This is a genomic window from Glycomyces sp. NPDC046736 (assembly GCF_040645615.1).
Classification (GTDB): Bacteria; Actinomycetota; Actinomycetes; order Mycobacteriales; family Micromonosporaceae; genus Glycomyces.
Window position 1 is genome coordinate 149722 of the sequence record NZ_JBEYYO010000012.1, and the last position, 13520, is coordinate 163241.

The 13520-nt window shown below is 71.5% G+C and carries 13 protein-coding genes; 2 read left to right on the forward strand and 11 right to left on the reverse strand.

Annotated elements, in window-relative coordinates:
• Positions 1-25: 25 nt before the first annotated feature.
• Entirely contained in the window at positions 26-1570 is a 1545-nt protein-coding gene (locus AB0B28_RS13905) for an MDR family MFS transporter (protein ID WP_360120673.1), read from the reverse strand.
• 159 nt (positions 1571-1729) lie between these two features.
• On the opposite strand from AB0B28_RS13905, the gene AB0B28_RS13910 reads away from it, so the two are divergent.
• Complete coding sequence (locus tag AB0B28_RS13910; RefSeq protein ID WP_360120640.1) at positions 1730-2356, forward strand: TetR/AcrR family transcriptional regulator; 627 nt, start codon at positions 1730-1732, stop codon at positions 2354-2356.
• Positions 2357-2501: 145 nt separating this feature from the next.
• Here the strand turns inward: AB0B28_RS13910 and AB0B28_RS13915 are convergent, their stop codons facing one another.
• The 6 genes from AB0B28_RS13915 to AB0B28_RS13940 all read right to left on the reverse strand — a co-directional run bounded on the left by AB0B28_RS13915 (position 2502) and on the right by AB0B28_RS13940 (position 7755).
• Positions 2502-3155 (reverse strand): hypothetical protein, encoded by a 654-nt coding sequence (locus AB0B28_RS13915; protein WP_360120643.1) that lies wholly within the window; start codon positions 3153-3155, stop codon positions 2502-2504.
• A gap of 69 nt (positions 3156-3224) precedes the next feature.
• Positions 3225-4145, reverse strand: a complete 921-nt coding sequence (locus tag AB0B28_RS13920; protein WP_360120645.1) for an arginase family protein — start codon at positions 4143-4145, stop codon at positions 3225-3227.
• Positions 4146-4300: 155 nt separating this feature from the next.
• On the reverse strand, positions 4301-5179 hold the full coding sequence (locus AB0B28_RS13925) for a tetratricopeptide repeat protein (RefSeq protein ID WP_360120647.1): 879 nt from the start codon (positions 5177-5179) through the stop codon (positions 4301-4303).
• 84 nt (positions 5180-5263) lie between these two features.
• Positions 5264-5728, reverse strand: coding sequence for a ribonuclease HI (gene rnhA / locus AB0B28_RS13930; protein ID WP_360120649.1), 465 nt, complete (start codon positions 5726-5728; stop codon positions 5264-5266).
• 10 nt (positions 5729-5738) lie between these two features.
• Positions 5739-6326: a TMEM165/GDT1 family protein gene (locus AB0B28_RS13935; protein ID WP_360120651.1), complete on the reverse strand. Its 588-nt coding sequence runs from the start codon at positions 6324-6326 to the stop codon at positions 5739-5741.
• A 229-nt stretch (positions 6327-6555) separates the two neighbouring features.
• Positions 6556-7755, reverse strand: coding sequence for an MFS transporter (locus AB0B28_RS13940; RefSeq protein ID WP_360120653.1), 1200 nt, complete (start codon positions 7753-7755; stop codon positions 6556-6558).
• 131 nt (positions 7756-7886) lie between these two features.
• Here AB0B28_RS13940 and AB0B28_RS13945 point away from each other — a divergent pair, with 131 nt between their 5' ends.
• Positions 7887-9038: an ROK family protein gene (locus tag AB0B28_RS13945; RefSeq protein WP_360120655.1), complete on the forward strand. Its 1152-nt coding sequence runs from the start codon at positions 7887-7889 to the stop codon at positions 9036-9038.
• A 346-nt stretch (positions 9039-9384) separates the two neighbouring features.
• Here AB0B28_RS13945 and araA read toward each other — a convergent pair whose 3' ends face one another.
• From araA to AB0B28_RS13965, 4 genes are all read right to left on the reverse strand, one after another.
• Positions 9385-10881 (reverse strand): L-arabinose isomerase, encoded by a 1497-nt coding sequence (araA, locus tag AB0B28_RS13950; RefSeq protein WP_360120657.1) that lies wholly within the window; start codon positions 10879-10881, stop codon positions 9385-9387.
• Positions 10881-11570, reverse strand: a complete 690-nt coding sequence (locus AB0B28_RS13955; protein WP_360120659.1) for an L-ribulose-5-phosphate 4-epimerase — start codon at positions 11568-11570, stop codon at positions 10881-10883. Before AB0B28_RS13955 ends, araA begins: the two co-directional genes overlap by 1 nt.
• Positions 11567-13231 carry a ribulokinase gene (gene araB, locus AB0B28_RS13960; protein ID WP_360120661.1) on the reverse strand — a complete coding sequence of 555 codons (1665 nt, stop codon included), beginning with the start codon at positions 13229-13231 and terminating at the stop codon, positions 11567-11569. The genes AB0B28_RS13955 and araB overlap by 4 nt, the downstream gene beginning before the upstream one ends.
• Before the next feature lie 104 nt (positions 13232-13335).
• The coding region (locus AB0B28_RS13965; RefSeq protein ID WP_360120663.1) for a hypothetical protein at positions 13336-13520 on the reverse strand (185 nt) is incomplete at its 5' end.

The following is a 13520-nucleotide window of genomic DNA, read 5'->3' on the forward strand; positions in this document are numbered from 1 at the left end:
GAGGCCGGGCCCTTTCACGTCGTGATCACTTGGCGCCGAGGACGGTCTCCTCGCCGACCACGATCTCCTCGACGATGTCGACCGAGTCGCGCAGGCGGATCGGGGTCAGGAACAGGGCCGCAATGAAACCGGCGACCGCGATGCAGGCCGAGATCATGAACAGGTGGCCGGTGGCGTCGCCGTAGGAGGCGCGCACGACTTCGGCGACCGGTGCGGGCATCGCGTCCAGGTCCAGACTCGACGCGTCGGCCGCGCCGCCGGAGACGTCGATGCCCAAGGCCGCCAGGCCCGAGAAGATCTTCTCCGAGACCTGGTTGGCCAGCACCGCACCCAGGACCGAGACGCCGATCGTCCCGCCCAGCGAGCGGAAGAACGTGATCGCGCCCGAGGCCGCGCCCAGTTCGCGCAGCGGCACCGAGTTCTGGACCACCAGCACCAGGTTCTGCATCGCCATGCCGACCCCGGTGCCCACCAGGAACATGCCGACGCCCATGAACCACAGCGAGGTCGTGTGGTCGATGGTCGCCAGCATCGAGAACCCGGCGGTCAAGACCACGGTCCCGGTGATGATGTACGGCTTGACCGTGCCCGACTTCGAGACCATGCGCCCGGCCACGGCCGAGGAGACCATGACGCCGAACATCATCGGGATCGTCAACAGGCCCGCCTCGGTGGGCGAGAACCCGCGCGAGACCTGGAAGTACTGGCCCAGGAACACCGCGCCGCCGAACATCGCCATGCCGACCGCCAGGCTCGCCACGACCGCCAGCGCCGGGTCGCGGCGCTTGATGACGTGGAGGGGGACGACCGGTTCCTTGACCTTGGTCTCGACGACGGTGGCGGCGCCGAGGAGGGCGACCGACCCGGCGACCATGAGGGCGGTCTGCCAGGAGATCCAGTCGAACTCGTTGCCCACGAAGGTGACCCACAGCAGCAGGAGGCTGACGCCGGCGGCGATGAGGGTCGCGCCGAGGTAGTCGACCTTGACGTCGGTGCGTTTGGTCTCGGCGAGGTGGAGGGTGCGCGAGAGCATGAGGAAGGCGATGACGCAGATGGGGACGGCGAGGAAGAAGCACCATTCCCAGCCGAGCCAGCTGGTGTCGGTGATGGCGCCGCCGAGGAGGGGGCCGCCGACGGTGGAGACGGCCATGACGCCGCCGAGGTAGCCGTTGTAGCGTCCGCGTTCCTTGGGGCTGACCATCGCGCCGATGATGACCTGGACGAGGACCTGGAGGGCGCCCATGCCGAGGCCTTGGACGGCGCGCAGGGCGATGAGCTGGCCGGTGCTCTCGACCAGGCCGCACGCGAGTGAGGCGAGCGCGAAGATCGTGATGGCGATCTGGAGCAGGCGCTTCTTGTCGTAGAGGTCGGCGAGCTTGCCCCAGATGGGGGTGGAGGCGGTGCTGGCGAGGAGGGTGGCGGTGACGACCCAGGTGTACTGGGACTGGGTGCCGCCGAGGTCGCCGACGATCTGCGGGAGGGCCACGGAGACCACGGTGGAGGAGACCATGGCGGCGAAGAGGACCATGAGCAGGCCTGAGAGGGCGCGCAGGACTTCGCGGTGGCTCATCGCCGGTGTGGGCGCGGCGTCGGTTACGGCGGTCAAGGGACGGCCTCCTAGGGTGTTGCGGAAGGAGGGCCGGGGGCGCGTGGCCGGCGGCCTGGATCGTGGTGGTGTACGGACGCGGAGATAGTGAACGGCGCGTCTCGTATACCAAGCTAGCATTTAGTGAACGCATCGTTCACTATTGAAGGGAACCTGGTGACCGAGTCCACAGCCGGACGCCGACGCGGCGACGACCTCGAACGCGCCATCTTCGAGGCCGCCCTGGCCGAACTCGCCGAGGTCGGCTACGCGAACCTCCGCATGGAGGCCGTCGCCGCCCGCGCCAAGGCGGGCAAGGCCTCGCTGTACAAGCGCTGGCCCGACCGCGCGCGCCTGATCCAGGCCGCGGCGCGCTACAAGGCCACCGAGGTCGACACCGAGTTCGAGCCCAGCGGGGACCTGCGCGGCGACCTGCGCAAGGTCATGCGGTACATCGCCGAATACCAGGGCACGCCGTTCGGCGAGGCCATCCGCGGCTGGATCGGCGAACTGCGCGCCGACGAGCGCGACGCCGAGGTCGAGGACCTGCGCGCCCGCATCGAGACCCCGCGCATCAGGGTCTTCGCGAAGATCTACGAGGACGGCATCGCGCGGGGCACCGTCAGGCCCGAGGCGCTCAGGCCTCGCGTGGTCAACCTCGCGCCGACCCTGCTGACCCACTACTTCCTGACCCGGGGCGCCCCGGCCGACGACGCGGTGATCGAGGAGTTCCTCGACCAGATCGTGCTGCCGCTGATCACCGCGTCGTAACGCGCGAACGCGGAAGCCGCGGCGCGCGGGGCGAACAGACCCGGCCGCGATCCGGGCCTCGGGCGCGCCTCAAAGCGACCGCGGCGAACATCACGGGGAAACCTCAAGAGGCGATGGACGCGGCGTCGGGCAGCGCGGGCGAACCTTACGGCGCGATCGACGCCGCCGCGGAGCGCATCGCGGCGATCTCCTCCGTGGACGAATAGCGGGTCACTGCCGCGATCTCGTCGATGAACGCCCGCTGCTCGGGCGCGAAAGCGGCCGCGACCCGGGCGGGGTCCTGCGCGAGGTGGCGGTAGATCACGGGCCCGTCGGCGTAGAACAGGTCGACCAGCACCGGCGACCCGTCCGCGCGGCGCATCACGTTGGCCGGGTTGGTGTCCAGCCCGCCCCAGAACGGGACGTCGACCTCGGCCCGGGCGTTCGCCCGCTCGGCCTCGCGTCGCACCGCGCTGATCGGGTCGTCCTCGCCCGCGGTGTTCCAACGCCCCCGAACCGCTTCGGCCGCTTCGGGTTCGGCGGGAAGCAGGAACTCCATCACCGTGACCCGCCCGCCTCCGGCCAGTGCCGCGTCGAAGTCGACCCGCGGCAGCATCGGATGCCCCGAAAGCGCCCGGCACAACCCCACGAACACGCCGTACGCGGGCTCGAACGCGCACACCCGAGCCACCTGCGACCCATCCGGGGACCGCCACACCACGGCCCAATCCCCGACCCCGCACACGTCCCACCCTGCCCCGAGCAGCCGCCCGGCCACCTCGCGATGCGTCAATCCGGCGAACTCCGAGAACAACTCCATGCCCGCACCCTACGTGCCCGCCCCTGCATCCGAAATCCCATTTCCCGCGCGTCGAACGCCACGGCGCGGTTACTGGAGGGCTTCGACCAGCATGTCGGCCAGGGCTTTCGCGTATTCGCCGTCGGGGTCGTAGTCAGGGTCGAAGACGGTGAGGTCCATGCCGATGCAGCGGTCGTCGGCGGCGCAGGTGGTGATGATCTGGCTCAGCTCGCCCAAGGAGATGCCGCCGGGGGCGGGGCCGTCGACGGCGGGCATGACCGAGGGGTCGAGCACGTCGGCGTCGACGTGGAGCCAGAACGTGGTCACCTCGCCCAGCGCCTCCAGGGCCCATTCGGCGCTGCGGCCGACCCCGCCGGCGCGCAGGGCCGGGACCGTGCGGATCGCCACGCCCGTGGCCTCGAGCTCGACGCGGTGCGGGTCGTCGGCCCGCAGGCCCAGCATCACCAGATGATCGGTGTCCACATAGGGCCGCAGGCCTCCGATGTCGGTGAGGTCGGGCTGGCCGCGCCCGGTGATGAGCGCGAGCTCCTCGGCCGCGGCCGCCCCCACGTATTGGGAGTTGCCCGGGTGGCGGAAGTCGGAGTGCGCGTCGATGAAGACCAGGCCGCGGCTCTTGCGGTCGCGTTCGGTGCGGCGGCGGGCCGCCAGCGCCGAGCCCAGGAGGATCGAGCAGTCGCCGCCGAGGACGAGGGGGAAGCGCCGTTCGGCCCAGAGGCGTTCGACGCGGTCGGCGAGGCGGCGGGTGTACTCGGCGATGGCCTTGGCCTGGCCGACGCCGTCACCGGGCCGCCAGGAGGAGGCGTCGAAGCGGGGCGGCGTGAGGCACCCGGCGTCGACGGCGTTGAGGCGCGAGAGGAGCCGGTGGTCGCGCAGTGCCCCAGGGGCTTTGGCGCAGCCGGGGACGGTGCTGGGGGTCGGGGGGCGCAGGCCCAGGTTCGAGGGCGCGTCGAGGACCGCGACGCGTCTCGATCGAGTCGCCGGCACTCGCATGCACCTCCCCACCTCTGGACCTGTTTCGTTAGCTTGTCACAGCGGACCGCGCCGCACCAGGCGAGGAGAGTGGATCTCACATCGCCCGAACGGGCGAACCTCCGCGCCACCCGGGTGGCGCGGAGGTTCGGATGCGTTGTGGCCGTTCGGTTCTGCTAGAAGAGGACGGCGCCGAGGCGGCGGCGGGCCTTCGCGACGGCCGGGTCGTCGACCCCGGCGACGGTGAACAGTTCGACCAGGCGCTTGCGCACCCGCTCGCGCTCGTCGCCGAAGTTCTTGGCCACCAAGGCGATGAGGCGCTCATAGGCGGCCTCGGCCTGGCCCGACAGGAGCTGGAGGTCGGCCGCGGCCAGGGCGGCGTCGATGTCGTCCGGGTTCGCGTCGCTGATGGCGACGGCGTTGTCGGGCAGCGCGCCGACGCGGCGGAGCATGCGCACTTGCGCGATCCCGGCCTCGGCCTCGCCGGAGGCGGGGTGGTTCTTGAGGTACTTGTCGTAGGCGGCTTCGGCGGCGTCGAGGTCGCCTTCGACCATGAGGTTCTCGGCGGCGGCGAGCTCGGGGTCGACCGGCTGGGGGACGTCGAGTCCGGCGGCCTGGGTGACACGGGCGATCCACTGGCGCAGGGCCTGGTCGCTCTGCGGGCCCTGGAGCAGGTCCAGCGGGCGGCCCTGGGAGAGGGCCACGACGGCCGGGAGCGCCTGGAGCTGGAGCGCGGCGGCGAGCTGCTGGTTCTGGAGGACGTCGGCCTTGGCGAGGACCCACGCGCCGCCCGCCTCGGCGGCGAGGCCTTGGAGGAGGTCGCGCACCGGGAGGCTCTCGGGGACCTGGTCGGCCCAGAACACCACGACCACGAGCGCGTCGAGGGAGCGTTCGAGGACTTCGGTCTGGACGGTCTCGTCGGTGACGTCGATCGAGCCGACGCCTGCGCTCGGCGCGCCGTGCGAGTGGGCCCCGGCGGCCTGCTGCTGCGCGGCGGCGGCGAGGGTGCTGAGGTCGACGCCTCCGGAGAATCGTGACGGTACCTGGTCGCTCATGGTGGTGATTGTTCCATTCTCGTCGGCGGCGCGGGCCGGGGGCCGGGCGCGGTGTGGGCTGCCCGGCCCCCGGTGCGGGAGTGTTCAGCGGCGTCCGGCGGCCTCGTCGCGGCCCTGCCCGGCGAGCTTGTCGGCGCGTTCGTTGCCGGGGTCGCCCGCGTGGCCCTTGACCCAGCGCCAGTCGACCTGGTGGACGGCGGCGGCCTCGTCGAGTCGCCGCCACAAGTCGGCGTTCTTGACCGGTTCCTTCTTGGAGTTGATCCAGCCGTTGCGCTTCCAGCCGTGCATCCAGGTCATGATCCCGTTGCGCACGTAGGAGGAATCGGTGTACAGGACCACTTTCGTGGGCCGCTTGAGCGCTTCGAGGGCCTGGATGGCGGCCATGAGCTCCATGCGGTTGTTCGTGGTCGCCTTCTCGGCGCCGTAGAGGTCCTTCTCGTGGTCGCCCCAGCGCAGGTACACGCCCCACCCGCCCGGGCCGGGGTTGCCGGAGCAGGCCCCGTCGGTGTAGATGACGGCGGTGTCCGCGGTGTCGTCCGGTTTCGGCATGAACGACAGTTTATCCGGCGAGGGCGGTGACGGCCTCGACGCCCAGCAGCGCGCCGATGACGAGGAACAGGCCCGAGGAGACGTAGCGGACGACCTTCTCGGGGATCTTGCGGGCGACCCAGGCGCCGGCGAACACGGCGAGCAGGTCGGCGGCGAGCATCCCGGCGGTGCCGCCGATCCACACGCCCCACGGGTTGTAGCTCGACCCCATGCCCATCGCGATGATCATGGTCTTGTCGCCGAACTCGGCCAGGAACATCGCGGCGACGATGGTGAGCAGCCCTGAGCGGCGTTCCTTGACCGGGCCGTCGTCCTCGTCCTCGTCCTTCGCGGGGCGCAGGCCCCAGAGGCCGAAGCCGATGAACAGACATGCGGCGGCGAGGCGGATCCAGTCGGTGGGCAGGAGGTTGCCGATCGCGGCCCCGACGCCCACCGAGAGGCCGATGAGCGCGCCAATGGCGATCACCAGGCCGAGGATGACGGTGCGCAGCTTGTACTTCGTGGCGAACGTGAGCGCCATGAGCTGGCTCTTGTCGCCGAGCTCGCCCACGAAGATCGCCCCGAAGGCGATCGCGGCGGCGACGAAGAAGACTTCCATTGCGGGTGTTCCTCCCAGTTCTGTGACCGGGAGGAGGGCAGTGCGAACCTCGACCCGGCCGTACGGCCTTGGTCGAAGGTCTCGCTCGCCTCGGTATCGAGGCCGTGCGGCCGGGCCCGGGGGCCAGTGTGTCGACCGCAGCGTTGGGAGCTACTCCCCTTCTGCGGGCCCAAGCTTACGCGAGGCCCGGGCGCTGTCGCGAGAGGCGCGGGAGGTGAGCCTGGCCGCGTCAGTCGACCAGCGCGGGGGCCTTCGCCTCGGTGGGGCGGTTGAACAGGGCCCGCATGACCGCGGGGCTGGAGAAGGCGATGAGCGCGCAGAACGCGGCGGGGACGAGGAGGCCGACCGTCAGGTTCGTGCCTTCGGCGACCAGGCCGATGGCGGCGGGCCCGAGCAGGAGACCGACCGAGCCGGACATGGAGGCGACCGCGACGTCCGAGGGCGAGCCGTTCGCCTCGCCGATGGCGCTGAAGACCACCGGGACCATCACGGCGATGCCGGCCCCGGCGAGGATCCACCCGGCCCACGCGAGCGGCAGGCCACCCGCGGCGGCCGAGACCAGCACGAGCGCGTACCCGGCCACGGCCGCGGTCCCGGCCCAGAGCATGGTGCGGCCGGGGCCGAGGCCCGCGCGGATCGGGTCGCCCAGGAGGCGGAAGACGGTCATGGCGACGGCGAACACGGTGAAGGACAGGGGCGCGAGAGCCTTGTCGGCGTCGAGGACGTTGGCGGCGTGGAGGTTCGCCCAATCCATCGCGCCGGACTCGACCAAGGTCGCGCCGAGGCCGAGGAGGAACAGCGCGGACAGCAGCAGCACGCCGATCCCAGGGGCGTTCACGGGTGTGCCATCGGCGCTGACGGAGGCGGGCGGGGGCAGGAGCGGGCGGCAGCACCAGACCATGACGAACGCGCTGATCACAGCGGCGGCCACGAGCACGGCCTGGCTGTCGAGGCCGACGCCGAGTGCCAGGGAGGTCCCGATGCCGGCGATCGCGCCGCCGAGGCTCCACAGGCCGTGGAACGCGGAGATGATCGGGCGCCCGAAACGGCGTTCGAGCTCCACGGAGTTGGCGTTCATGCCGACTTCGACGAACCCGACGCCGACCCCGTAGAGGGCCGCGCCCGCGAGCAGGGTCGTGTAGCTGGGGGCCAGCGCGGGCGCGAGGAGGGCGAGCTGGGAGGCCGGGGCGGTCCACAGCAGGAGGCGGCGGGTGGTGATGCGGTCGGCGATGCGTCCGGCCAGGACCATCGTGCCCAGGCCCACGAGCTGGATGAGCAGCAGGACCGAGCCGAGGCGGGCTTCGCCGAGGTCGAGTCGGGCGTCGACGGCCGGGAGGGCGGCGGCCCAGGCGCCCATGACGAAGCCGGAGGTCGCGAACGCGCCGTGGAGGCCGATGCGGGCGCGGCGCAACGGGAGCGGGTCGGTCATGGGTGTCCTCGTGTGGTCAGGGTGCGGGGGAACCGCTTATGTTCTCGTTGAGAACATAACAAGGGCGGGGCGGGTCGTCAAGGGTTTTGTTCGTGGCTAACACAAAAGCGGGCGGCTGGCATAATCCGTGCATGTCGATGACCAGCGCCGACCTCCGCGTCCACAACCAGGTCCGCCTGCTGCGCGCCGTCCACGACGCGGAAGCGCCGCTCACCAGGGCCGGGGCGGCGCGGCTGCTCGGCATCGGGCGCAACACCGCCGCCGCGCTCGTCGGGGAGCTGGAGCGGGCGCACCTGGTGCACGAGGTCCCGGCCGAGACCGCGGGCCGCGGACGCCCGACCACACTACTGCTCCCCCACCCCAGTGGGCCACTCGTGTTCGCGCTCGATGTGCGCGAGGACTCGTGGACGCTCGCGCGGGCCGAGCTCGGCGGGGCGAGGGAGGTCCTGGAGTCGGGCGGGCACGACCGGACACCGGGGGTATTCGCCGAGATCGGGGCGGCCGTGGAGCGGCACCGGACCGGGCGGCTCGCGGCGGTCGGGATGGCGATCGCCGGGCCGATCCGGGACGGGCGTCTGCTGCACATCGCGCACCTGGGGTGGGACGAGGTCGACCTGGACGATCATCTCGGCCGCGACTGGCCGCGGACGGTGGTCGACAACGACGCGCGCCTCGCGGGGCTCGCCGAGGCCCGCAGGGGGGTCCTGCACGGCGCGGGGTGCGCGCTGCACTTCCACATCGACTTCGACATCGGCGGGACGCTGCTCCTCGACGGCGACGCGCAGCGCGGCGCGCACCGCATCGCCGGGGAGTTCGGCCACATGCCGCTGACCGGGTCCGGTCTGGAGTGCATGTGCGGGGCGCGGGGCTGCTGGAGCCTCGACGTGGGGTCGAACGCGCTGGTGCGCCACTTGGGCGGGAAGCCCGGGTACGGGACCGGACGCGAACTGGCCCAACAGATCCTGCGCCGGGCCGAAGACGGTGACGCGGAGGCCGGTGCGGCGATCGACGCGAACGCAGCGGCACTCGGTCGCGGCCTGGGGGCGCTGGCGAACGCGCTCGACCCGGAGGCGATTAGCCTGTCGGGCTTGGGAATCGACCTGCTCCGATTGCGAAGGGACGCGATCGAAGCGGCGTGCGCCGAGGGCCTCATGGCCTTCCGCCGCAATACTCCGCCGCAGATCATCGCGGGAACGGTGGGAGAACAGGCCCCGCTGACCGGAGCGGCAGAGGCGGGGTGGGACACGATCCTGACCGAGACGTGGCTGCGAGAGCGCTTGTAGGCCCCGCGCGAATTCGCCCGCCCCCTATTACCATCCCAAACCCCCACCCACCACTAGAGGGGAAGGACGCTCCCGATCCTCGCCGAGGGGTCCGACAAGAATCGGGCCGAAATCGGCTCCAGCGCCGACAGTCCACCCGAACGAGTGAACGAACGTGAAAAGGGCGGGCCCGATCCCGGCCCGCCCTTCACGTCTCGCCTACAAGCCGCCCCCGGCGCGGGGGAAGCCCGACTCGAACGAGACCCGCCGCCCACAGGCCGCCCGCCGGGGAGGCCCGGCTCGAACGAAACCCGCCGCCTACAGGCCGCCCCCGCCGGGGAAGCCCGGCTCGAACGAAACCCGCCGCCTACAGGCCGCCCTCCAGGTGGAAGTAGACCTGGTTCCAGCGCAGTTCCTGCTTGAACTCGCGGGCGGTCGTGGCCCCGCCGATGACCGCGAGTTCGATGCCCGCGATCTCGGCGAAGTCCTCCATGACCTCGCGGCCGAACGCCTGCGTGAACGACGTGTGGTGCGGACCGCCCGCGGTCAGCCAGGCCTCGGCCGAGGTCTGGAGGTCGGGGCGGGGCTCCCACACCGCGCGCGCCACCGGCAGGTTCGGCAGGTCCTCCTCAGGCTCGACCGCGTCGACCTCGTTGGCCACCAGGCGAAGCCGGGTCCCCAGGTCGAGCATCCCGACCATCAGCGCCGGGCCGGGCGGCGCGGTGAAGACCAGGCGCACCGGGTCCTCCTTGCCGCCGATCCCCAGCGGGTGGATCTCCGCCGTCGGCTTCTCGGCCGCGATCGTCGGGCACACCTCCAACATGTGCGCGCCCAGGATCTGCGGCGACTCCGCGCCCAGGTTGTACGTGTAGTCCTCCATGAACGACGTCCCGCCGTCCAGGCCCGTCGCCATGACCTTCATGAGCCGCACCAGCACCGCGGTCTTCCAGTCGCCCTCGCCGCCGAACCCGTACCCCTCGGCCATCAAGCGCTGCACCGCGATCCCCGGCAACTGTTTGAGCGCCCCCAGGTCCTCGAACGTGTCGGTGAACGCCTTCGCGCCGTGCTCCTCCAGGATCGACCGCAGCCCCAGCTCGATCCGGGCCGCGTCGCGCAGCGACTCGTGCCGCGCGCCGCCCGCCCGAAGCTCCGGCACCACGTCGTACGCGGCCTCGTACTCGGCCACCAGCGCCTCGATCGCCCCGTCCTCGACCTCGGCGACCCGCTCGGCCAGCTCGTTCACGCCGTACGTGTTCACCTCGACGCCCAGGCGGATCTGCGCCTCGACCTTGTCGCCCTCGGTCACGCCCACATAGCGCATGTTGTCGCCGAACCGCACCAGCTTGAGGTTCTGGACCTCGTTCCAGCCCAGCGCGGCCCGCGCCCAGTTCCCGACCCGCTCCTGCACCGCCGGGTCGCCCCAGTGGCCCACCACGGTCTTGCGGCGGTGCCGCATCCGCGTCAGCATGTACCCGAACTCGCGGTCGCCGTGCGCGGCCTGGTTCAGGTTCATGAAGTCCATGTCGATGTCGGCCCACGGCAGGTCGCGGTTGTGCTGGGTGTGCAAGTGCAGCAACGGCTTCTGGAGCACCCCGAGCCCGGCGATCCACATCTTCGACGGCGAGAACGTGTGCATCCAGGCGATCACCCCGATGCACGCCTCGGAAGCGTTGGCCTCCAACAGGACTCGCTTGATCTCCTCGGGCGTGGTCAGGACCGGCTTCGCGACCACCTTCACCGGGATCGCACTCGCGCCGTCGAGCCCGGCCACGATGTCGGCCGAGTTCCGCGCCACCTGGTCGATGGCCTCGGGCCCGTACAGGTGCTGGCTGCCGGTGACGAACCACAGCTCTTTGGTTTCCATTACTGCTCCTTGGGGGACGGCTGCTGGCCGTAGACGTTCTGATAGCGGTCGTAGAGCTGGTCCACATGCTCCTGAGCGATCGGGACCGGCTCGCCGAGCTGACGTGCGAGGTGCACCGTGCGCGCCACGTCCTCGGCCATCACCGCGGCCTTCACCGCGGACTTCGGGTCCTTCCCGATCGTGAACACTCCGTGGTTTCGCATGATCACCGCCGGGGAGCGGTGCCCCGCGAGGGTGTCCACGATGCCCTTGCCGATCGCGTCCGAGCCGATCAGCGCGAACGGGCCCAGCGGGATCTCCCCGCCGAACTCGTCGGCCATCGCCGTGAGCACGCACGGGATCGCCTCACCGCGCGCGGCCCACGCCGTCGCGTACGGGCTATGCGTGTGCACCACCCCGCCGACCTCGGGCATCCGCCGGTAGACCTCGTTGTGGCTCTCGGCGTCCGACGACGGCGCCAGATCGCCCGCGAGGACCTTGCCTTCGAGGTCGGTCACGACCATCAGTTCGGGCGTGAGGTCGTCGTAGGAGACGCCGGAGGGCTTGATGACGATCAGGTCGGTGCCCGGTACGCGACCCGAGACGTTCCCGCTCGTCCACGTCACCAGGCCCCAGCGCAACAGTTCGGCGTGCAGCGCGCACACGCGCTCGCGCATCTGGGCGACTTCGGGGGTGATCTCGAAACTCACTTGGCCGCCTCCGTCGCGATCCGGTGCAGGGTGTGGAGGGCGCGCGAACCGCCGCGCCCGAAGTGGTCGTGCAGCTCGGCGTAGACGGCGTACAGCTCGTCGTAGGCGTCCGCGCGGGCCTGGTCGGGCACGTACGCGTGCCGCTCGACCGAGCCCATCGCCTCCGACGCCGCGTAGATGTCCGGGTAGGCCCCGGCCGCGACGGCCGCGTGGATCGCCGAACCGAGCGCCGGGCCCTGCTCGGAGGTCAGCACCGTGATCGGCATGCGCAGCACGTCGGCGTAGGTCTGCATGAGCCACTTGTTCTTCAGCAGCCCGCCCGCGGCCACGAACTCCTCGATCGGGACGCCCGAACCCGACAGGGTCTCCACGATCATGCGGGTCCCGAACGCGGTGGCCTCCACCAGCGCCCGGTAGATCTCCTCAGGCTTGGTCTGGAGCCCCAGGCCCAGGATCACGCCGTGCAGGTCGTGGTCGACCAGCACCGAGCGGTTCCCCGAATGCCAGTCCAAAGCGACCAGGCCGTGCTGCCCGACCGCCTGCGCCGCGGCCAGTTCGGTCAAGTACTCGTGGATCGAGACGCCGCGCCGCTCGGCCTCGTCGGTGTACGCGGCGGGTACGCCGTTCTTGGTGAACCACGCGAAGATGTCGCCCACCCCGGACTGCCCGGCCTCGTAGCCCCACAGGCCCGGGGTGATCCCGTCGCGGACCACGCCGCACATGCCCGGGGCCTCGGTCAGGTTCTCGCCGTTGACCACATGGCACGTGCTCGTGCCCATGATCGCCACCAGCTGCCCGGGGCCGACGGCCTTCGCCGAAGCGGCCGTGACGTGCGCGTCGACGTTCCCGACCGCGACCACAGTGCCCACGTTCAGGCCCGTCCATGCCGCGGCCTGCGCGGTGATCGCGCCCGCCTTGTCGCCCAGCGCCGACAGCGGGTGCTCCATCTTCGCGTTGAAGTCCGCGAAATCGGGGTTCAGTGCGGCCAGGTACTCGCGGGAGGGCCGCTCGCCGTCCTGCACGATGCCCTTGTAACCGGCGGTGCAGACGTTGCGGGTCTCCTCGCCGCACAGCTGCCACACGATCCAGTCCGCGGCCTCGATCCAGCGCTCGGCCCGCGCGTAGACCTCCGGGTCCTCCTCCAGGAGCTGGAGGCCCTTGGCGTAGGCCCACTCCGAGGAGATCCGGCCGCCGTAGCGCGGCAGCCACGACTCGCCGCGCTCGGCGGCCACGGCGTTGATGCGGTCGGCCTGGCTCTGCGCGGCGTGGTGCTTCCACAGCTTCGGCCAGGCGTGGGGGCGGTCGGCGAGATCGTCGAGCTCGCACAGCGGCGTGCCGTCGGCGGTCGTCGGCAGGATCGTGCAGGCGGTGAAGTCGGTCGCGATGCCGACCACCTGGCCTGCGCTCACACCGGCCGCGGCCAGCGCGGCGGGCACGGCGTTGCGGAGCACGTCGACCCAGTCCTGGGGGGACTGGAGCGCCCAGCTGCGCGGCAGGCGCACCCCCGAGCCGGGGAGCGCCTCCTCGATCGCGCCGTGGGTGTAGACGTGCTCGGCGCTGGCGAGCTCGCGCCCGTCGGCTACGGACGCGACGACGACGCGGCCCGACAGGGTGCCGAAGTCGATCCCGATAGCAACGGCATCGTTGTCGCTGCCAGTCATTGCGGCCTCCTCGGGGGGGATGGTCGAAGGAAAAAGTGACCGTTCACATGACGCGGATCCAGCGCCGTGAAACGGCGCGCGCCAAGTGGTGGATCCCCCACAACCTAACGCATTCCCACGCCGCCCACCAATCGGCGGTGGCCCCGCGAAGCAATCGAATCGGACATGCGGGCGGCATCGGACACGAAGAGCGGGCGGCGGGCGGCGGGCGGCGGGCGGCGGGCGGCGGGCGGCGGGCGGCGGGCGGCGGGCGGCGGGCGGCGGGCGGCGGGCGGCGGGCGGCGGGCGG

Excerpts from the sequence above, each read along its gene's own strand:
- AB0B28_RS13905 (WP_360120673.1), bottom strand. The coding sequence starts at position 1,570 with ATGAGCCACCGCGAAGTCCTGCGCGCCCTCTCAGGCCTGCTCATGGTC.
- AB0B28_RS13915 (WP_360120643.1), bottom strand. The coding sequence starts at position 3,155 with ATGGAGTTGTTCTCGGAGTTCGCCGGATTGACGCATCGCGAGGTGGCC.
- AB0B28_RS13920 (WP_360120645.1), bottom strand. The coding sequence starts at position 4,145 with ATGCGAGTGCCGGCGACTCGATCGAGACGCGTCGCGGTCCTCGACGCG.
- AB0B28_RS13925 (WP_360120647.1), bottom strand. The coding sequence starts at position 5,179 with ATGAGCGACCAGGTACCGTCACGATTCTCCGGAGGCGTCGACCTCAGC.
- rnhA (WP_360120649.1), bottom strand. The coding sequence starts at position 5,728 with ATGCCGAAACCGGACGACACCGCGGACACCGCCGTCATCTACACCGAC.
- AB0B28_RS13935 (WP_360120651.1), bottom strand. The coding sequence starts at position 6,326 with ATGGAAGTCTTCTTCGTCGCCGCCGCGATCGCCTTCGGGGCGATCTTC.
- AB0B28_RS13940 (WP_360120653.1), bottom strand. The coding sequence starts at position 7,755 with ATGACCGACCCGCTCCCGTTGCGCCGCGCCCGCATCGGCCTCCACGGC.
- AB0B28_RS13945 (WP_360120655.1), top strand. The coding sequence starts at position 7,887 with ATGTCGATGACCAGCGCCGACCTCCGCGTCCACAACCAGGTCCGCCTG.
- araA (WP_360120657.1), bottom strand. The coding sequence starts at position 10,881 with ATGGAAACCAAAGAGCTGTGGTTCGTCACCGGCAGCCAGCACCTGTAC.
- araB (WP_360120661.1), bottom strand. The coding sequence starts at position 13,231 with ATGACTGGCAGCGACAACGATGCCGTTGCTATCGGGATCGACTTCGGC.